Origin of the sequence: Nonomuraea sp. PA05 (assembly GCF_008086045.1) — a bacterium.
Lineage (GTDB): Bacteria > Actinomycetota > Actinomycetes > Streptosporangiales > Streptosporangiaceae > Nonomuraea > Nonomuraea monospora.
In genome coordinates, this window is sequence record NZ_VSEY01000002.1 from 398,303 (window position 1) to 417,644 (window position 19,342).

At 72.0% G+C, this 19,342-nt stretch carries 17 protein-coding genes and 1 pseudogene; 7 read left to right on the top strand and 11 right to left on the bottom strand.

Annotation, left to right across the window (positions count from 1 at the left end; translation table 11 throughout):
• The first annotated feature begins 23 nt into the window (after window positions 1-23).
• Complete coding sequence (gene pgl, locus FXF51_RS04820; RefSeq protein WP_148432999.1) at window positions 24-797, top strand: 6-phosphogluconolactonase; 774 nt, start codon at window positions 24-26, stop codon at window positions 795-797.
• A gap of 25 nt (window positions 798-822) precedes the next feature.
• On the opposite strand, the gene add is transcribed toward pgl, so the two are convergent.
• Entirely contained in the window at window positions 823-1,845 is a 1,023-nt protein-coding gene (add, locus tag FXF51_RS04825; RefSeq protein ID WP_148433000.1) for an adenosine deaminase, read from the bottom strand.
• Between the two features lie 98 nt (window positions 1,846-1,943).
• On the opposite strand from add, the gene FXF51_RS04830 reads away from it, so the two are divergent.
• Complete coding sequence (locus tag FXF51_RS04830; RefSeq protein WP_148433001.1) at window positions 1,944-2,690, top strand: class I SAM-dependent methyltransferase; 747 nt, start codon at window positions 1,944-1,946, stop codon at window positions 2,688-2,690.
• Between the two features lie 39 nt (window positions 2,691-2,729).
• On the opposite strand, the gene FXF51_RS04835 is transcribed toward FXF51_RS04830, so the two are convergent.
• The 3 genes from FXF51_RS04835 to FXF51_RS04845 are packed head-to-tail and all read right to left on the bottom strand — an operon-like array spanning window position 2,730 to window position 7,365.
• The gene (locus tag FXF51_RS04835) at window positions 2,730-3,599 is read right to left on the bottom strand and encodes an oxidoreductase (protein WP_148433002.1); all 870 of its coding nucleotides are present in this window, start codon (window positions 3,597-3,599) and stop codon (window positions 2,730-2,732) included.
• Window positions 3,600-3,637: 38 nt separating this feature from the next.
• Window positions 3,638-5,098 (bottom strand): glycosyltransferase, encoded by a 1,461-nt coding sequence (locus FXF51_RS04840; RefSeq protein WP_148433003.1) that lies wholly within the window; start codon window positions 5,096-5,098, stop codon window positions 3,638-3,640.
• Window positions 5,098-7,365 carry a glycosyltransferase family 39 protein gene (locus tag FXF51_RS04845; RefSeq protein WP_148433004.1) on the bottom strand — a complete coding sequence of 756 codons (2,268 nt, stop codon included), beginning with the start codon at window positions 7,363-7,365 and terminating at the stop codon, window positions 5,098-5,100. Before FXF51_RS04845 ends, FXF51_RS04840 begins: the two co-directional genes overlap by 1 nt.
• A 443-nt stretch (window positions 7,366-7,808) precedes the next feature.
• Here FXF51_RS04845 and FXF51_RS04850 point away from each other — a divergent pair, with 443 nt between their 5' ends.
• Together FXF51_RS04850 and FXF51_RS04855 are read left to right on the top strand one after the other, a co-directional pair.
• Window positions 7,809-8,345: an RICIN domain-containing protein gene (locus FXF51_RS04850; RefSeq protein WP_148433005.1), complete on the top strand. Its 537-nt coding sequence runs from the start codon at window positions 7,809-7,811 to the stop codon at window positions 8,343-8,345.
• Complete coding sequence (locus tag FXF51_RS04855) at window positions 8,342-9,637, top strand: glycosyltransferase (protein ID WP_148433006.1); 1,296 nt, start codon at window positions 8,342-8,344, stop codon at window positions 9,635-9,637. The genes FXF51_RS04850 and FXF51_RS04855 overlap by 4 nt, the downstream gene beginning before the upstream one ends.
• Before the next feature lie 57 nt (window positions 9,638-9,694).
• On the opposite strand, the gene FXF51_RS04860 is transcribed toward FXF51_RS04855, so the two are convergent.
• The gene (locus FXF51_RS04860; protein ID WP_148433007.1) at window positions 9,695-10,468 is read right to left on the bottom strand and encodes a hypothetical protein; all 774 of its coding nucleotides are present in this window, start codon (window positions 10,466-10,468) and stop codon (window positions 9,695-9,697) included.
• Between the two features lie 74 nt (window positions 10,469-10,542).
• On the opposite strand from FXF51_RS04860, the pseudogene FXF51_RS04865 reads away from it, so the two are divergent.
• A pseudogene (locus tag FXF51_RS04865) lies at window positions 10,543-10,992 on the top strand (Clp protease N-terminal domain-containing protein); the annotation flags it as partial.
• A 251-nt stretch (window positions 10,993-11,243) separates the two neighbouring features.
• Here FXF51_RS04865 and FXF51_RS04870 read toward each other — a convergent pair.
• Window positions 11,244-12,269: a GNAT family N-acetyltransferase gene (locus tag FXF51_RS04870; RefSeq protein ID WP_148433009.1), complete on the bottom strand. Its 1,026-nt coding sequence runs from the start codon at window positions 12,267-12,269 to the stop codon at window positions 11,244-11,246.
• Between the two features lie 108 nt (window positions 12,270-12,377).
• Between FXF51_RS04870 and FXF51_RS04875 the strand changes: the two genes are divergently transcribed.
• Both FXF51_RS04875 and FXF51_RS04880 read left to right on the top strand, forming a co-directional pair.
• On the top strand, window positions 12,378-13,751 hold the full coding sequence (locus FXF51_RS04875; protein ID WP_148433010.1) for an NAD(P)/FAD-dependent oxidoreductase: 1,374 nt from the start codon (window positions 12,378-12,380) through the stop codon (window positions 13,749-13,751).
• Window positions 13,752-13,777: 26 nt separating this feature from the next.
• The gene (locus FXF51_RS04880; protein WP_148433011.1) at window positions 13,778-15,379 is read left to right on the top strand and encodes an amidohydrolase; all 1,602 of its coding nucleotides are present in this window, start codon (window positions 13,778-13,780) and stop codon (window positions 15,377-15,379) included.
• Between the two features lie 206 nt (window positions 15,380-15,585).
• Here the strand turns inward: FXF51_RS04880 and FXF51_RS04885 are convergent, their stop codons facing one another.
• From FXF51_RS04885 to gap, 5 genes are all read right to left on the bottom strand, one after another.
• Window positions 15,586-15,930 carry an RNA polymerase-binding protein RbpA gene (locus tag FXF51_RS04885; protein WP_148433012.1) on the bottom strand — a complete coding sequence of 115 codons (345 nt, stop codon included), beginning with the start codon at window positions 15,928-15,930 and terminating at the stop codon, window positions 15,586-15,588.
• Window positions 15,931-16,004: 74 nt separating this feature from the next.
• Window positions 16,005-16,235, bottom strand: a complete 231-nt coding sequence (gene secG / locus FXF51_RS04890) for a preprotein translocase subunit SecG (protein WP_103961759.1) — start codon at window positions 16,233-16,235, stop codon at window positions 16,005-16,007.
• A 99-nt stretch (window positions 16,236-16,334) separates the two neighbouring features.
• Window positions 16,335-17,117 carry a triose-phosphate isomerase gene (gene tpiA / locus FXF51_RS61760; protein ID WP_148433013.1) on the bottom strand — a complete coding sequence of 261 codons (783 nt, stop codon included), beginning with the start codon at window positions 17,115-17,117 and terminating at the stop codon, window positions 16,335-16,337.
• Window positions 17,118-18,305, bottom strand: coding sequence for a phosphoglycerate kinase (locus FXF51_RS61765; protein ID WP_316247603.1), 1,188 nt, complete (start codon window positions 18,303-18,305; stop codon window positions 17,118-17,120).
• Between the two features lie 26 nt (window positions 18,306-18,331).
• On the bottom strand, window positions 18,332-19,336 hold the full coding sequence (gap, locus tag FXF51_RS04905) for a type I glyceraldehyde-3-phosphate dehydrogenase (protein ID WP_148433015.1): 1,005 nt from the start codon (window positions 19,334-19,336) through the stop codon (window positions 18,332-18,334).
• Between the last annotated feature and the right edge of the window lie 6 nt (window positions 19,337-19,342).

Genomic DNA, 19,342 nt, shown 5'->3' on the forward strand with positions numbered 1-19,342 from the left:
CGGCAGTTCAAGGGGAGACGACCATGAGCGTTCCCGGCATCGTCGTGCACCGCGACGCCGACGTCCTGGCCAAGGCCGTCGCCGCGCGGATCATCACCCGTCTCGTGGACGTCCAGTCGGCCAAGGGCTCGGCGTCGCTCGTGCTGACGGGCGGCACCGTCGGCATCGCCACGCTCGCGGCCATCGCCGCCACCCCGGCCAGGGACGCCGTCGACTGGCGGCGCCTGGACATCTGGTGGGGCGACGAACGCTTCGTGCCCGCCGGCGACAAGGAGCGCAACGAGACCGGCGCCCGCGCCGCCCTGCTCGACCACGTGGACGTGGACCCCGCGCGGGTGCACGTCATGCGCGGCCCCGACTCGGGCATGACGGCCGAGGAGTCGGCCGACGCGTACGCCGCCGAGCTGCGCGGGGCCGCCAGGCCCGAGGACCACGGGCCGGTGCCGAGCTTCGACGTCATGCTGCTCGGCATGGGCCCCGACTCGCACGTGGCGTCCCTGTTCCCCGGGATGCCCGCGCTCTACGACACCCGGCCGGTGGTGGCGGTGCACGGCTCGCCCAAGCCGCCGCCCACCCGCATCTCCCTGACGCTGCCCGCCATCCAGGCCTCCCGCGAGGTGTGGGTGGTGGCGGCCGGTGAGGAGAAGTCGGGGGCCGTACGGCTCGCGCTGTCGGAGTCCGGGCCGGTGCAGGTGCCCGCCGCCGGCGCGCGGGGGCGGGGGCGGACGTTGTTCCTGCTGGACCGCAGGGCGGCGAGCAAGATCCCGCCCGAGCTGGGGCGCATGGCGTCGCCGTGAGGCGCTGAGAGGGGCCCGGCCGGGATCAGCCCGCTGCGGCAAGCGTGTCGATCTCGGCCAGCAGCTCCCGCTTGCGCCCCTCCCCCAGGTAGGACGCCCGCACCCCGTTGCGCGCGAACTCCGCCAGCTCCGGCTTGCCGAACCCGAACACCCGGTGCGCCACCCGATACTCCTCGGCCAGCGTGGTGGCGAACATGGGCGGGTCGTCGCTGTTCAGCGTCACGTACAGGCCCTCCTCCAGCATCCTGGGCAGCGGATGGTCCTCGATGCGCCCTACCTGGCCGGTGCACACGTTGGAGGTGGGGCAGACGTCCAGCGGGAGCTGACTCTCGCGCAGGTGGGCCACCAGGCGCGGGTCGGACAGGCAGTTGATGCCGTGGCCGATGCGCTCGGCGCCGTACCCGTCGATGACCTCCCAGATCGTCTCGGGGCCGGTCATCTCGCCGCCGTGCGGAACGCTGTGCAGGCCGGCGGCGCGGGCGGCGGAGAAGGCGGAGCGGTAGGCGTCCCGATACTTGGCACGTTCCTGTTCGATTCCGCCGATGCCGAAACCTACCAGGGCGGCGGGAGGTTCCTGGAGGGCGTGCTCCAGCGTCACCTTCGCGGCCTCCTCGCCGTACTCGCCCGGGATGTCGAAGATGTAGGCCATCTCGACCCCGTGGCCGGTGAGTGAGCGGGCGGCGGCCAGGTCGAGGGCCTCGGTGACCTCGCGCGCGGGCATCCCGACCATGTGGTGGGCGTACGGGGTGACCTGCAGCTCCACGTAGCGGGCGCCCTGTCCGGCGAGGTCGCGGGCCAGGCCGAGGACGAGGGTGGCGACGTCCTCCGGCTCGCGGACGAGCGCGTTGACGGCCCGGTAGACGCGGGCGAAGTGCGGGAAGTCGACGAACCGGTAGAACCGGCGCAGCTCCTCCTCGCTGGTGGGGACGGTGCTGCCCGGGTGGCGGCGCGACAGCTCCAGCACGGTCGCGACCGAGGCGGAGCCCACCAGGTGGACGTGCAGTTCGACCTTGGGCAGGGCGTCGATGAAGGCGTCGATGGAGGTCATGCCGACGACCTTATGGCCGACATTTCCCGAAAAAACAGGCTTTGCGGTTGAATCTCACCTGAGATTGTCAGGTTCCGTGGCTCGGCTAGGCTGGGCCGGTGACCAACGCCGAAGCGTACGATCGCGGCTTCGCCCACCTCAGCTCGCACACCGTCGGCCACCTGCTCGCCCCCGCCCGCCAGAGCCGCGCCCGCCGCCTGCTCGACGTGGGATGCGGCACCGGCGTGGTGACGGCGGCGGCGCTCACGCTGGGCGCCGAGGTCACCGCCGTCGACAGCGACCCGGTCATGCTGGAGCTGCTCGCCCGGCGGCACCCGTACGCGACCATCCGCCGGGCCGCGCTCCCGGAGCTGCCGTTCGAGGACGGCGGCTTCGACTGCGTCGCGGGCAACTTCGTCATCAATCACGTGCCCGACGCGCCCGCCGCGCTCAGCGAGCTGCGCCGCGTGCTGCGGCCGGGCGGCACCGTGGCGCTGAGCTGGTGGAAGTCCGACGAGATGACGGCCACCAGCGTGTTCAGCGAGGCCATCGCCGCGTCCGGGGTCCCCTACGACCCGCCGCCCCGCCCCTTCTCCGCCCACGACACGCCGCCGCTGTTCACCGCCCTGCTGGAGGGGGCGGGGTTCAGGGAGGCGGCCGTGGAGGCGGTGCGGTGGCGGCACCAGGTGGACGTGGCGGCGTGGTGGACGGACGTGGTGGAGGTGGGCGGGCCGCGGTTCGGGATGATCGGCTACCAGCCGCCGGAGGTCGTGCGGCGCATCCGGGCGGAGTACACCCGGCTCGCGGCCCCGTACGAGCGGGACGGGTTCCCCGTCTGCGCCTACCTCGCGCGCGCCGTCAAGTGACGTCGTTCAGCGACCGGCGATGCTCGAACCGCACGTCGTTCAGCGGCCGGTGAGCTGCTCGAACCGCACGCCCGTCAGCTCGGCCGACACCTCCCACAGCCGGGCCGCCAGTTCCTCCGACTGCGCCACCCGCGCGATGCGCAGCAGCCGCGCCTTGGGCCCGAAGTACTCACCCCCGCGCACGTCCGGCGATGTGGCGGCGTACAGCAAGGGCACGGCCCCGGCCGCGGGCGGCTTCAGCAGCAGCCGGACGAGCGGCTGGAGCGGCCCCACCTTGACGATGTTCGTGGCGGTCGTCCCCGGATGGGTGGCGACGCTCTTGAGGTCCACGCCCGCGCGGTCGGCCCGCCGCTGCAACTCCAGCGCGAACAGCAGGTTGGCGAGCTTGGAGCGCGCGTAGGCGGCCATGCGCCCGTAGCCGCGTTCCAGCCCGAGGTCGTCGAAGTCGATCCGGCCTGCGGCGTACGCGTCGCTGGACACGGTCACCACCCGCGCGCCGGGACGGGCGGCGAGCAGGGGCAGGAGCAGCCCGGTGAGCGCGAAGTGCCCCAGGTGGTTGGTGCCGAAGTGGGTCTCGAAGCCGTCCTTGGTCAGCCCCTTCGGGATCAGGCCGACGCCCGCGTTGTTGACGAGCAGGTCCACCTCGCGCACGCCGGCGGCAAAGCTCCTGACCGAGGCGAGGTCGGCCAGGTCGAGCAGGCCGGACTCGACCCGGGCGTCCGGCACCTCGCGCCGGATCAGGCGGACGGCCCCGGCGCCCTTGGCCGGGTCGCGGGCGGCCACGACGACGTGCGCGCCGTGGCGGGCCAGCTCCAGCGCGGTCGGCAGGCCGATGCCGCTGTTGGCGCCGGTCACGACGGCGCTCCTGCCGGTCAGGTCGGGCATGGAGGCGGGGGTCCACGTCGTCATCGTCACTCCGGGGGACAAGACCGTTTGCCCCCATTAGATCACCGCAGCGCGGGCCGGAGATCCTTCTCGCCCTCCACGAGCCCGTGCTCCGTCAGCTCCCAGAAGTGCCGCTGGTCCGGCCGGGCGAGCTGCCACAGCGCCTTGTACGCGGCCACGCTCATCAGCGCCCAGTAGAGCGGGATGGTCAGCATCGCCCGTACCGCGGGGAAGAGCCCGCGTTCCAGGCACCCGGCCATCATGCAGTAGATCATCAGGGAGTTGCCGATCACCATGGCGGCGGCGCCGCAGTAGAGCGAGACGGGCGGGAAGAGCGCCTGCACGTACTTGGTGCCGGTGCACAGGTAGAGCAGCGTCAGGCCCCAGAAGAACGGGTTCACCAGCGTGGTGATCGTGGACAGGCCCATCGTGAGGTGGAAGGCGAACGTCCGCCGCGTCCCGAGCTGCCGCCACAGCCGCACCGGGTGCCTGGTGTGCACGAGCCAGGTCTGCAGGTAGCCCTTGATCCAGCGGCTGCGCTGGCGGATCCAGTTGCCCAGGCGGCTGTTGGCCTCCTCCTCGGTGACGGAGACCATCATGCGCACGTCCCAGCCCCGGCGGGCGATGCGGATGCCCAGGTCGGCGTCCTCGGTGACGTTGTACGGGTCCCAGCCGCCCAGGGCGAGCAGCGCGTCGGCGCGGAAGTGGTTGGAGGTGCCGCCCAGCGGGATCGGCAGCCGGTAACGGTCGAGGCCGCGCAGCATGAGGCTGAAGTGGGTGGCGTACTCGGCGGCGAAGCACCGGGTCAGCCAGTTGGTCCAGGGGTTCCAGTACTGCAGCTCGGCCTGGACGCAGACGACCCTGCCGGGCAGCGCGCGGAAGGCGAGCACGGCCTTGCGGAGCTGGTCGGGCTCGGGCCGGTCCTCGGCGTCGTAGATGACGACGTACTCGCCGCGCGCCCTGGCGAGCCCGATGTTGCACGCCTTGGGCTTGGTACGCGGCGCGGACGGCGGCACGAGCACCACCTCGAACGGCGCGTCCAGCTCGGGCAGCGCCGCGCGGGTCTCCTCGTCGTCCTCCTCGATCAGCAGCATGATCTGCAGCGACTCGGCCGGGTAGTCGAGCCCGGCCAGCCGCTCCAGCAGAGCCGGCAGCACCGCCGCCTCGCGGTACAGCGGCACCAGCACGGTGTAGGGCGGCAGCGCCTCGCCGGACAGCCGGTGCAGGTCCGCCTCGTCCAGGTCGATGACCTCGGCCTCCCACGCGCCCAGCACCACGACCGTCTTGAACGCGAGCACGACGAGGTAGACGGCGGTGGCGAGCGCGATGGCGGCCTGGCACCACCACAGCGGCGACGGCCCCCACCCGAAGGCCACGTGCGCGAGCAGCGCGACGGCGATCACGCCGGGGACGGCGACGGCGACGGCCGCCTGCCCCCGGCTGAGCAGGCGCCGGGCGCTCAGGTCCGCGTCGAGGACGCCGATGCCCGCCTGGCCGTCGCGCTCACGATGTGAGGTGCTCATCACACTCGCCTCCGGTAGATGCGCTGGGCGGCGTCCCGGTAGACCAGCGTGAAGTCATGCGTCAGCGAGGCCCGGTCGCGCAGCGCGCGCCAGGTGCGGTCCTCCTTGCCCGGTGCGGTACGCGCGTAGATCCACTGGATCCCGCTGCCCGCCGGGTCCTTCAGCGCCGGGCGCCACAGCCGGAAGCTGCCCTCGTAGACGATGCGCCCCAGCGGGACGCGCGAGTCGAAGGCGACGATCTCGTTGCCGTGGTTCTCCATGAGCACCAGCCCGCCGTCGTAGTGGCGCCGCAGCCAGGCCACCGCCCCCGCGGCGACGCGCCCCTCGTGGCCCGCGTCCCAGTGCAGCGGCTCGGCGAGCGTCGCGGTGCCCGGCACCGCCAGCACCGTGCCGATCATGCCGCAGGCCGCGGCGGCCGGCGCCCAGCGGCGGCGCGGCGGGATCAGCGACACCAGGTAGGCGGCGAAGATCGCCGCGGCGAGCGCCATCACCAGGGCGAAGCGCACGTTGTAGAGGCCGCCGCCGTGCACCTCGGGCACGTGCAGCGGGCGCTGCCCCAGGTACAGGGCCAGGACGAAGAACGGCAGGAAGACCAGCAGCGCGTACGGGGCGACCGCCTCCACCTGGAGCCGTCGCCGCCAGGCGTACACCAGCACCCCGGCCGCGCCCGCGATCGGTGTGAGCATGCCGAGTGCGTGCGCCATGGCGTAGGCGTAGGTGCTCAGGGCGACGCCCGCCGCGCCGATGTTCGGATCGCCTGACGCGACCCACAGCGCGGGCTTGGCGTACTCGCCGGAGTGCCAGTACAGCCAGTCGTCGAAGATCAGCCAGGCCCAGGCGACCCAGCCGGCGATCCCGGCGAACGCGACCACCCCGAAGAAGATCAGGTGCGCCTCCAGGCGGGCGAGCCCGCGCCAGCGGCGGAAGGAGACGTACCCCACCACGACCGTCATGGCCACCGCCAGCACCCAGCCCTCGTAGCGGGTCAGCGTGGCCAGCAGCGTCGCCGCCGAGGCGATCGAGAGCTGCGTGTACCGGCCGGTGCGGCACCACTGCGCCAGGTGGTGCACCGCCGCGGCGATGCAGGCGAACAGCAGCAGCTCCGTCATCGGGGTGCTCTGCAGGTAGAGCAGGTTGGGGTTGAGCGCGAGCAGCGCCGCCGCCGTCAGCCCTGCCGCCCTGCGGCGCGTGCGGTCGGTTCCGGCCATCCCGGCGGCGATCAGGTACGCGTACCGCACGGTGACCACGTACGAGACCATCGAGATCAGCGAGCCCGCCAGCCCCGAGTAGAACAGCGCGTCGTGCCAGATGAGGGGCAGGGCCAGCAGGTGCGGCAGCGGCGGCCAGACGCCGCCGAGCTGGGCCAGCCCCGGGGTCGGGCTGTCGAGCACCCGGCGGGCGATGAGCAGGTGCGAGCCGCTGTCCTTGTAGGCCAGCACGGTGCCCAGGTCCAGGTGGTACAGGCAGGCGATGATCGACAGCGCCACGCTGACCAGCGTCACCACGGCGAGCAGCGGGTCGCGTGGCATCCGCCAGGCGGGGCGTCTCGCGAGCCAGGGCCGGCCGCCGTCGAAGCGCAGGCCCGCCCTGGCTCGCGAGACGGCCCGCGGCGCCGGGGTGCGGCCGTGCGGCGACAGGGGCAGCTCGACGATCCTGACGTCCCCGCGCCCGGCCGTCTCCAGGGGCGCGGGCCGCGCCGCCCCGCCGTGCTCCGGCTCCTCCAGCAGCCATCTGTCGAGCAGCCGGTAGGAGCAGGCGCCGCCGCGCGTGCGGCCCCTGGGCAGCAGGCGTTCCCACGCGGCCCAGGTCAGCACAGTGGCGCGGCGGGAGCGTGAGCGGGTCCGCTCGGGCGTGCCGACCACGGCGTCGGCCCGTTCCTCGCGCTGCACGCGCAGCAGCACGGGCAGGTCGGCGGCGTCGATCCGGTCGCCCGGCCCGACGAGCACGAGCCGCCGCATGTCGGTGCGCTCCAGCGCGGCCAGGATCCCTGCGCGCTCGGCCTCCGGCGAGTCGGGCGGCCCGTTGTGCGGCACGGTGATGACGCGGTCGGGATAGCGCGACGCGAGCGCGTCCAAAGCGCCGGGCGCGCCGCCCGGCCGGCCGACGATGACGATCCGGTGCTCCAGGCCCGCTTCCGCGAGCGTCGCGAGCAGCGCCTCCACGCCGTGTTCGAGGTCGTCGGGACGGGGGCGCGCGGGGAAGACGACGGCGACCGAGTCGTCCTTCCCGACCGGGTTCAGCCCTGGCGGATGTTCCTGGGACGGCATGCCGCGCTCACCGCCTCGGCGCCGCGCCGGCGGCAAATATCGTACGGAAATATCCGAATTTAACGCATTCGCCCGCCGTCACACCGAATCGCAGAACGCGCACACCCGTACAAGTCATGTCTCTCCAACGATGCGATCCGATAGGGCCACGGGTCGCCAGAATTCACGGGGTCAGGAGATTTGCCCGTACCGTCCAACCCGACACCGATTATCACTGTTGCAGCAGCTCAGAGCCTTGATCTCACTCCCAAAAGCCTGGCAAAGAGTCATATCGCCCCCACACGATGGGAAATGTCCGATATTTCGAAAAGCGGCGCCGATCGCGACACACCCAGCGCACATCCGGAGAATTCTCACGCCCGCCGTTAGCATGACTTCGCGATATTCGCGATGTTCACGTCGCCGGGCGTCAACCGGCTATTCATGACAAAAAAGGACCCACCATGAGGTTGTGCACCACCGCTCGCGCCGCCGCGAGCTGCGCCGTCACGGCGATCGCCCTCACCACGCTCAGCGCGCCGCCCGCCGTCGCGGACCCGCGGCACGGCGGCGACGTCGTGGAGATCCAGACGCACGCCGACAAGTGCTTCGACGTCGCGGGCATCAGCGCCGAGGACCGGACGCCCATCATCCAGTACGGCTGCGACGACGAGTCCCACCAGCGCTTCCGGCTCCGCCGGCTGCCCGACGGCTCGGTGGCCATCCAGACCTTCAGCGGCAAGTGCCTCGACGTCGAGCACGGCAGCAGCGACGACGGCGCGCGGCTCGTGCAGTTCCGCTGCCACGCCGAGCACAACCAGCGCTTCCGGTTCACGCCCGTCAGCCGAGGCCGGTTCGCCATCCGCACCTCCGCCGGCAAGTGCCTGGACGTGCGCGACGGCAGCCTCGGCGACGGTGCCTCCATCGTCGCCTACCGCTGCCACGGCAACGTGAACCAGAGCTTCTACGTCGTTCCCGTCCGGCCGTGGTCCGGCATGTGACCGACGCGCCGGCCCGCCGGCGGCCGCGGGCGTGGCACGGCGCGCCCGCGGCCGCGCCGGTCAGCGTGGACATCGTCATCCCCGTACTGAACGAGGAGCGCGCGCTGCCGGGCTGCGTCCGGACGCTGGCCGCCTACCTCGGCGGCTTCCCGCTGCCGTGGCGCATCACGATCGTCGACAACGGCAGCACCGACGGCACCTGGCGGGCCGCCGCCTCACTGGCGAACGAGCTGGAGCAGGTGCACGCCCGCCGGCTCGACATCCGCGGCCGGGGCGCGGCGCTGCGGGCGGCCTGGCAGGACAGCACGGCCGACATCGTCGCCTACATGGACGTGGACCTGTCCACCGACCTCGACGCCCTGTTCCCGCTGGTCGCCTCGGTGGCCAGCGGCCACTCGGAGATCGCCATCGGCACCCGGCTCGCGCCCGGCGCCCGCACCCGCCGCTCGCTGCGCCGCGAGGTGGTGTCGCGCGGCTACAACGCCCTGCTCAGGCACGGCTTCGGGGTGCGCTTCAGCGACGCCCAGTGCGGCTTCAAGGCGGCCAGGACCGACGTGGTCAGGCCGCTGCTGGGCCACGTACGGGACGACGCCTGGTTCTTCGACACCGAACTGCTGCTGCTGGCCGAGCACAACGGGCTGCGCGTGCACGAGGTCCCCGTCGACTGGATCGAGGACACCGACTCGCGGGTGCGCGTCGTCAGGACCGCCATCGACGACCTGAAGGGGCTGGCCAGGGTCGCCTGGTCCATCTGCCGCGGGCGGGCCAGGGTCGAGGTGGCGCGGCCCGAGCCGAGGCCGAGGCACCCGGACGCGGTGGTCGCCCGGCCGCGCGAGGCCACCTTCCTCTCCTTCGTCATGGTCAACGCGGCCTCCTGCGTGCTGTACGCGCTGGTCTACCTGAGCCTGCGCGCGTTCTGGTCGCCCGTCGCGACCAACCTCGGCGCCGTCGCGCTGACCTTCCTGGTGAGCGGCGCGGTCCCGCGCCGGTGGACCGTCGCCCGGCTCCGGCGCGCCGCCGTGCGCGTGCGCTCCGCCGCGCGCTTCTCCATGGTGTACGCCCTCACCACCGCCGCCGCTCTGGCCGTTCCCGCGGCTGCCGGGCGGGCCGTGGAGGTGGGGGCGGTGCTGGCCGCGTACGGGCCGCTCGCGCTGTCCCGCTGGGTCGCGGGGAGCAGGCGGACCCGGCAACGCTCCTGGACGCACCGCCGCCGCTCGGCCCGCCGGATGGCGCGGCGCGCGATGGCCCGCCGCGGAATGGCGGCCCGCCGCCACCCCCGCTTCCCCGTCTGACGCCCCACCGAACGCCGGCCGGCACGGACCTTCGCCGTCCCCCGTGCGCCGGCCGGTCTAGCGCTCCAGCCGCTGCCGGGCATGCCGCTCCTCGCGCTGCGTCACCTCCAGCCGCTGCCTGGCCTCGTCCAGCTTCTTGCGCGCCTTGCCCAGCTTCTTCTCCAGCCGGGCCACCTTCTCCGCCCGCTCCTCGTGCTCGGCCCGGGCGGCGTCCACCTCCCGCACCCACTCCCGGTGCGCCGCCTCCGCCTCCTCGCGCTCGCGTGCCTTCCTGGCCTCGGCCTCCTCACGTGCCCGCGCCCGCTCGTCCTCCTCCTCGGCCCGCTCCTGCTCGCTGCGCTTGTTCCGGGAGACGGGCGCGCGCGAGACGGGCGCGGGCGCGAACCCGCTGTACCGCAACGGCTTGACCAGCCGCCCCTGCCGCACCTCCGCCGCCGCCCCGGCGTCCACCAGCGCCGCGTCCAGGGTCTGGTCCACCTCGGTGCCGGCCGCCGCCGACAGCCCGCCCGCCTGCCTGGCCAGCCGCCCTGCCTTGGCCGCGACCTCGCCTCGGCGCCGGGTCAGCTCGGCCAGCGCGTCGGCGTCCTGCTCCTGCCAGGCGGCGCGCAGCCGCTCCCCCACGTCCAGCAGCTCGGCGAGCTCGCCGGGATGCTCGCGGACGAGCCTGTTCACCGCCCAGGCGGACACCGTCGGCCTGCGCAGCCGCGCGATCTCGCGCGAGAGGCGCGCGTCGCCCGCGTCCTTGGCCGCACGGGCCTCGGCCGTGCGTGCGGCGGTGAACTCGGACGGCGTCAGCGCGTACAGCCGGTCCGCCACCTCGTCAAGATCCACACAGGACAAATACCCCACATGCGCGCCCTTCTAGCGCATAGTGGAGGCAGCGCCAGCCGAACGGAGGCCCCCCGGTGTTCGAACGCTTCACCGACCGTGCGCGCAGGGTCGTCGTCCTCGCCCAGGAGGAGGCGCGGATGATGCACCACAACTACATCGGCACGGAACACATATTGCTCGGCCTCATCCACGAGGGTGAGGGGCTCGCCGCGCTCGTGCTCGAAAGCTGCGGCGTGGAGCTCGACCACGTACGCGCCTTCGTCGAGCGCGAGGTGGGCCGCGACGCGGCCGCGCCCGGCGGCACCCGGCAGTCCGGCGCCAAGGCGTCGGCGGGGCACATCCCGTTCACACCGCGCGCCAAGAAGGTCCTGGAGCTGTCGCTGCGCGAGGCGCTGCAGCTCAGGCACAACTACATCGGCACGGAGCACATCCTGCTCGGCCTGATCAGGGAGGGCGAGGGCCTGGCCGCCCAGGCGCTCGTGGACGCGGGCACGGACCTGATCGACGTGCGCCAGCGCGTCCTGGACCGCGTGGGGCGCGGCTCCAAGGAGCGCCCGAGCGAGATGTTCTTCGCGGGCGGCTCCGTGCTGAGCGAGCGGCTCACCCAGATCCAGGACAGCCTCGACCGCATCGAGCGCCATCTGGGCATCAAACGCGACACGCCGCCGCCCCGCGACAAGGCGGGCGAGGAGCCCCGCGAGGGCGAGGGCGAGGCCCTGGGCTGACGCCTTCTGGGCCGGCACCACCGCCCCGGCCCGCGCCGGTGACAGGGCCTCTAGGCCGGCACCATCGCGCCGACCGGCAGCCGCGCCTCGATCACGCCGGGGTCCTCGGTGTAGCCGAGGGTGGCGCCCAGCGACAGCAGCAGCCGCCGCATGCGCACGTTGTCGGCCAGCATGGTGGCCCTGACCTCGGCGTATCCGAGGTCGCGAGCCGCCCGCACCAGCATCCGGGCCATCGCCGTGCCCAGACCGCGCCCCTGCCAGCGGTCCTCGACCAGGAAAGCCATCTCGGCGGTGCCGGGATCGTTCGTGAACATCAGGCTGGCCATGCCGACGACCTGACCGTCGTGCCCGGCGACCAGCGAGTGTCCCCTGTTCTTGTCGCAGAGCTTGTCGAACATGCGCGGCGGCAGCGCGGGCATCGAGGTGAAGTAGCGGAACCTGCGCGACTCCGGCGAGCACCTGTCGTGCAGGTCGCGCACGGCCTCGCGGTAGATGGAGGTGAGCGGGCGGACGGTGACCTCGACGCCGTCGGCGAGCTTGACCGCTCCGTCGGTGGCGCCGCTCTGCTCGGTCGCGGGCTGGGCGAGCCGGGCGAAGGAGGCGGCCCTGGCCGCCTCGGTCAGGCTGAACGGCAGGTCGGCGCGGCGCAGCCGGACCGCTCTGCGCGGCGCGACGGGCACGACGAGCTGGGTCGGGTCGGGAAGATCACTCACGGCCTCACCATAGACCCAGCGCGCGTCGTCCGCGCGCAGCAGCTCGGCGAGCAGCTCGGGCAGCCGCCACGGCATCGTGCGCAGCCTGGAGGCGAGCAGCAGCGCCCTGGTGGGCTCGTCGGTCAGCTCGTGGGCGGTGGCGGGCACCACCTTGACGTTGCGGCCCCCGGCCGCTTCGAGAGCCTCTCGCACGGTCTCGGGGCTCGCGGGGATGTCGGCGACGAACTCGTCCACGGTGCCGTCGGTGTCGGACTGTACGCTCAGGCCGAGGATGTTGCCGCCCCTGTGTGCCAGGGCCGCCGCCAGCGAGGCCAGCCGGCCGGGTCGCTCGTCCACGGTGGTGCGGATGCGCAAGAATCCCATGCGTCCGAGCATGCACGGCGGCTGTTACGCGGCCGCTAACGACGTGTTTCATTGCGTATTTCGTCGCAAGATGCGCCGACTTATCCCGATATAGGAGGATATGTCGCCATGAGCGTGCGTGTTCCTTTGTCGTCCGAGTACGTGAACGGCGACGTCTCCTTCTGGTACCGGTCCGGCCTGCCCGCCCCCGGCCCCCGCCTCGACGGCGACCTCCAGGCCGACGTGGCCATCGTCGGCGCCGGCTACACGGGCCTGTGGACCGCGTACTACCTCAAGCGCGCCCGCCCCTCCCTCAACGTGGTGCTGCTGGAGCAGGAGTTCGCCGGGTTCGGCGCGTCGGGGCGCAACGGCGGCTGGCTGACCGGCGACCTGGCGGGCTCGCACGAGCGCTACGGCGCGGGCGCGCGGCGGCTGCAGCGCGAGATGTACGCCTCCATCGACGAGGTCATCGCGGTCTGCGAGACGGAGTCCATCGACTGCGACCTGGTCAAGGGCGGCGTGCTGAACGTGGCGCGCACCCCGGCCCAGGCCGCCCGGCTGCGCGAGAGCGTGTCCTCGGCCCGCTCCTGGGGCATCGAGGAGGCCGATCTGCGCCTGGTCGACCCCTCGGACCACCTGCGCGTCGCGGGCGCCCTGGAGGGCTCCTGGAGCCCCCACTGCGCGCGCATCCAACCGGCGAAGCTGGCCCAGGGCCTGGCCAGAGCCGTGCGCGACCTGGGTGTGCCCATCTACGAGCGCACCCCGGTGACCGAGATCGCCCCGCAGCGGGCCGTCACCCCGTACGGCACCGTGACGGCGGGCCACGTGATCCGGGCGACGGAGGGCTTCACGGCCCGCCTGCCGCACCTGCGCCGCCAGTGGCTGCCGATGAACAGCTCCATGATCGTCACCGAGCCGCTCCCCGCGTCCTTCTGGGACGAGGTCGGCTGGCAGGGCGCCGAGCTGCTCGGCGACATGGCCCACTACTACATGTACGCCCAGCGCACCGCCGACGACCGGATCGCCTTCGGCGGGCGCGGCCGGCCCTACCTGTACGGCTCCCGCGTGGACGCCCGCGGCCACACCCACGAGTGGACCGTCGAGGCACTGTGGCGGCTGCTGACCGAGTTCTTCCCCGCCGCCCGCTCCTCCTCGATCGCGCACGCCTGGTCCGGCGTGCTCGGCGTGCCGCGCGACTGGTGCTCCACCGTGCACGTGGACCAGGCCACCGGGCTCGGCTGGGCGGGCGGCTACACCGGGCACGGCGTGACCACCACCAATCTGGCCGGCCGCACGCTGCGCGACCTGATACTGGGCGAGGAGACGGAGCTGACGTCGCTGCCGTGGGTGGGCCGCCGGGTGCGGTCGTGGGAGCCGGAGCCGCTGCGGTGGCTGGGCGTGCACACGATGTACCGCCTGTACCGGGTGGCCGACCACCGGGAGCGGACGATGCCGCGCACCTCGGTGCTGGCCCGCTTCGCCGACCTGATCACGGGACACTGACTTCTTCGCCAGAAGGGAAACCCCCCATGAACCTGCTCTTCCGAGGCGGGCGCGTCTTCACCCCGCGCGGCGTCCTGGCCGAGGCCGTGCTGGTGCGCGACGGCGTGATCGCCGCCGTCGGCCCGGAGCGGGAGCTGGCGCGCGAGCCGCACGAAACGGTGGATCTGAACGGCGCTCTGCTGACGCCGGGTTTCACGGACGCGCACCTGCATCCGGTTCAGGCCGGGCTCGAACGAGCGAAGTGTGATTTGTCAGGGGTATTCGGCCTTGACGCCTACATAGAAAAGATCGCCGACTATGCCGCTAAAAATCTTGATAAAGAGTGGATTGATGGCGGCGGCTGGGACATGTCGGCATTTCCGGGCGGCCTTCCGCACCGCGACCAGATCGACTTCCTCGACCGTCCCGTCTATCTGATCCAGCGCGACCACCACGCCGCCTGGGTCAACACCGCCGCGCTCGACAGGGCGGGCATCACCCGCGACACCCCCGACCCGGCCGACGGCCGCGTCGAGCGTGACGCCGCGGGCGAGCCCACCGGCGTCCTGCACGAGGGCGCCATGGACCTCGTCGGCCTGCTCACCCCGCGCCCGGCCGCCCAGGACCTGCTGGACGCCCTCGCGGACGCGGAGCGGCACCTGTTCTCGCTGGGCATCACGGGCTGGCAGGACGCCATCGTGGGCTCGTACGCGGGCTCCGACGACCAGCTCCCCACCTACCTGGAGGCGGCCCGCTCGGGACGCCTGCGCGCCCGCGTGGTGGGCGCCCTGTGGTGGGACCGCACGCGGGGCGCCGAGCAGATCGAGGACCTGATCGCGCGCCGGGCCTCCGCCGAGGGCCTCGACCGCTTCGCGGCCACCTCCGTCAAGATCATGCAGGACGGCATCACGGAGAACTTCACGGCCGCCACCCTGGAGCCGTACTGCCTGTGCGGCGGCACGGGCCTGTCGTACGTGGACCCCGCCAAGCTCAGGGAGTACGTCGCCGAGCTGGACCGGCACGGCTTCCAGGTGCACTTCCACGCCATCGGCGAGCGCGCGGTGCGCGAGGCGCTCGACAGCTTCGAGGGCACGGACCCCGCCAACCGGCACCACATCGCCCACCTGCAGATCATCGAGCCCTCCGACGTGCCGCGCTTCGCCGCGCTCGGCGTCACGGCCAACCTGCAGCCGCTGTGGGCCACCCACCACGCCCAGATGGACGAGCTGACGCTGCCCTACCTGGGCGAGCCGCGCTCGTCGTGGCAGTACCCGTTCGCCGACCTGCTGGCGCACGGCACCCGCTTCTGCGCGGGCAGCGACTGGCCGGTCTCCGACGCCGACCCGCTGCAGGGCATGCACGTGGCCGTCAACCGCACCGAGCCGGGCAGCTCCGTGCACGCCGGCTACCCGACCGCGCAGACGCCGTTCCTGCCCGGTCAGCGCCTCGACCTGGGCACGGCGATGACCGCGTACACGGCGGGGTCGGCCTGGATCAACCGCTCGCCCGCCGGCGCCGTCGAGCCCGGCCGCCCGGCCGACCTGGTGGTGCTGGACCGCGACCCGTTCGAGCTCCCGCCCGGCGACATCTGGACCACCCGGGCACGGATGACGTTCGTGGACGGCGAACCGGTGTACGAGCGGCCCTGAAACACACGCCCTCGCACGACGCGCCGAGCGCACGCGAGCCGCCGAACGCGCCGGACGCACGCACGAGAGCCGCCGTGCACCCGCGCGCATCAGCACGCCGTGCACCCGCGCGCACCAGCACGCCGAGCGCGCCCGCCCACGAGACGTTCCGATCATGACGAAGGGCCCCGGGAGTCACTCCCGGGGCCCTTCGTCGTCGCCTGTGACTACCAGGGGGACTTGTTGTTCCGCAGGCGCTCCAGTGCCTCCTCGAGGATCGCCTTGCCGTCCTTGTCGCTCCTGCGCTCCTTCACGTAAGCCAGGTGCGTCTTGTACGGCTCGTTCTTCGGCGGGGCAGGCGGCGCCGCTTCGTCCTGTCCAGCAGGAAGGCCGCAACGGGGGCAGTCCCACGTCTCGGGGACCGCCGCGTCGCTGGCGAAACTGGGGCGCGTCTCGTGCATGTTGGCGCACCAGAACGAGACCCGCACTCTCGGAGCCGCCTCGCCGCGCTCGGCCTCCCCCATCGGGCCGGCGCCGACTCGGCTGCCACGGATCGCGTTGCCACTACCCACGGATGAACTCCTCGCTCGATCGCCCCGCGTACAGACACGGGGGGAGAATCACTGTCACGCGTTGACTTTGTTGCTCAGGGCCTCATGAGCAGGCCGAGAGCGATGATGCAGACGAACCAGACCGTGCCCGTGATCACGGTAAGCCGGTCGAGGTTGCGCTCCACCACCGAGGAACCACCGAAGTTCGACGAGAAGCCGCCGCCGAACATGTCAGACAGGCCACCACCCTTGCCCTTGTGCAGCAGGACGAGCAGGATCATGAGAAGGCTCGCCAGGATGAGGGCGATGGAGATTCCGATTTCCACGGTATGCCTGTTCCTTCAATGCTCTGTTACGCGTGACGATTCAGACTTGCCTCTTGAGGGTACGACCTGATGTCAAGTCGCACCCCCGGAACGGCTCAGTTAGCCGGGCATATCGGAGAATCGGCAGATCCTCGCGAACTCGTCGGCGTCGATGCTCGCACCACCCACGAGGGCGCCATCGACATCCGGCTGAGCCATGATCCCCTTGATATTGCCTGACTTGACCGAGCCACCGTAAAGGATACGGATGCCAGAGGCCACTTCGGCGTCGTAGAGCTCAGCGAGTCTCACCCGCAACGCTCCACAGGCCTCCTGCGCGTCCTCCGGGGTGGCCACCTCGCCGGTGCCGATCGCCCACACCGGCTCGTAGGCCACCACTATCGATTTTGCCTGCTCGGCGCTGATTTTGCGCAGCGCGCCGTCGAGTTGGGCAAGACAGTACGCGATGTGGCCCCCCTCTTGGCGCACCGACAGCGGCTCCCCCACGCACAGGATGGGGGTCACCGAGTGCCGGTAGGCGGCCAGCACCTTGGCGTTGACCAGGTCGTCGTCCTCGGCGTGGTACTGCCGCCGCTCGGAGTGCCCGATCGTAGCGTAGGTGCAGCCCAGCTTGGCCAGCATGGCGCCCGACACCTCGCCGGTGTAGGCGCCCGCGTCGTGCTGGGACAGGTCCTGGGCGCCGTAGACGATCCTGAGCTTGTCGCCGTCGACCAGGGTCTGGACGCTGCGCAGGTCGGTGAACGGCGGCAGGACGGCGACCTCGACCTTGTCGAAGTCCTTGTCGTTGAGCGCGAAGGCCAGCTTCTGGACCAGCTTGATGGCCTCGAAGTGGTTGAGGTTCATCTTCCAGTTGCCGGCGATGAGCGGCTTCCGCTGAGTCAACTAGTCCTCCAGAGCCTCGAGTCCGGGCAGGTCCTTGCCTTCGAGGTATTCGAGGCTGGCCCCGCCACCGGTGGAGATGTGCGAGAAGCCGTCCTCGGGCAACCCCAGCTTGCGCACGGCCGCCGCCGAGTCGCCCCCGCCCACCACGGTGAAGGCGTCGGAGCCGATCAGCGCCTGGGCGACCGCCTTGGTGCCGCCGGAGAACGCGTCGAACTCGAACACGCCCATCGGCCCGTTCCAGAACACGGTCTTGGCGTCGGCCAGCTTGGCGGCGAACAGCTCGCGGGTCTTCGGCCCGATGTCCAGGCCCTCCCGGTCGGCCGGGATGGCCGTGGCCTCGACCACGTCGTGCTCGGCGTCGGCGGCGAAGGTGACCGCCGCCAGCACGTCGACCGGCAGCACGAGCTCGACCCCGCGCTCCTCGGCCTCGCTGAGGAAGCCGCGCACCTGGTCGAGCTGGTCCTCCTGGAGCAGCGACCTGCCGACCTCGTGGCCCTGGGCCTTGAGGAAGGTGTAGGCCATGCCGCCGCCGATGAGCAGGCGGTCGACCTTGGTCAGCAGGTTGGCGATGACGCCGAGCTTGTCGGAGACCTTGGCGCCGCCCAGCACCACCACGTAGGGCCGCTCGGTGTCCTCGGTCAGCTTCCTCAGCACCTCGACCTCGGCCACCACGAGCCCGCCCGCGGCGTGCGGCAGCAGGCCGGGCACGTCGTAGACGCTGGCGTGCCTGCGGTGCACCGCGCCGAAGCCGTCGCCGACGTACAGCTCGGCCAGCCCGGCCAGCTTCGCGGCGAACTCGCCGCGCACGGCGTCGTCCTTGGACTCCTCGCCGGGCTCGTAGCGCAGGTTCTCCAGCAGGGCCACCTGGCCGTCCTGGAGGGCATCGACCGTGCTGCGGGCGCTGTCGCCGACCACGTCGGTGGCGAAGGCCACGTCCTGGCCGAGCAGCTCGCCCAGGCGCGCCGCCACGGGCCTGAGCGAGTACTTCGGGTTGACCTGGCCCTTGGGCCTGCCCAGGTGGGCGCAGACGACGACCTTCGCGCCGCGCTCCACCAGGGCCTTGATCGTCGGCACCGACGCCCGGATGCGGCCGTCGTCGGTGATCGTCTCCCCGTCGAGGGGGACGTTGAGGTCGGCGCGCACGAGCACGCGCCGCCCCTTCACGTCGAGCTCGTCGAGCGTGCGCATGCTCATGCTCCCGTTCAGCCGTGCGCTCAGAGGCCGCGGCCCACGAGCTCGATCAGGTCGGCCAGACGGTTGGAGTAGCCCCACTCGTTGTCGTACCAGCCGACGACCTTGACCTGGTTGCCGATGACCTTGGTGAGGCCGGCGTCGAAGATGCAGGAGGCCGGGTCGGTGACGATGTCGGAGGAGACGATCTCGTCCTCGGTGTAGGTGAGGATGCCCTTGAGCGGGCCCTCGGCGGCGGCCTTGAACGCGGCGTTGACCTCTTCGACGGTGACGTCGCGGCCGACCTCGACGGTGAGGTCGGTGGCCGAGCCCGTGGGGATCGGCACGCGCATGGCGAAGCCGTCGAGCTTGCCCTTGAGCTCGGGCAGGACCAGGCCGATGGCCTTGGCGGCGCCGGTGGAGGTGGGCACCACGTTGAGCGCGGCGGCGCGGGCGCGGCGCAGGTCCTTGTGCGGGCCGTCCTGGAGGTTCTGGTCCTGCGTGTAGGCGTGGATCGTGGTCATCAGACCCTTCTCGATGGTGAAGGTGTCGTGAAGGACCTTGGCCAGCGGCGCCAGGCAGTTGGTGGTGCAGGACGCGTTCGAGATGATCGTGTGCTTGGCCGCGTCGTAGGTGCCGTCGTTGACGCCCATGACGACCGTGACGTCCTCGTTCTTCGCCGGGGCGGAGATGATGACCTTCTTGGCGCCGTTGTCGGCGTGCACCTTGGCCTTGGTGGCGTCGGTGAACAGGCCGGTCGACTCCACCACGACGTCCACGCCGAGCTCGCCCCAGGGCAGCTTGCCCGGGTCGCGCTCCGCGAAGACCTTGATCGCCTTGCCGTCGACGGTGATCTCGTCGCTCGACGCCTTCACCTCGTAGGGCAGGCGGCCGAGGATGCTGTCGTACTTCAGCAGGTGCGCGAGCGTCGCGGTGTCGGTCAGGTCGTTGACCGCGACGATCTCGATGTCCTTGCCGCTGGCGGCGACAGCGCGCCAGAAGTTGCGACCGATGCGGCCGAAGCCGTTGACGCCTACGCGGATGCTCACGGGAAC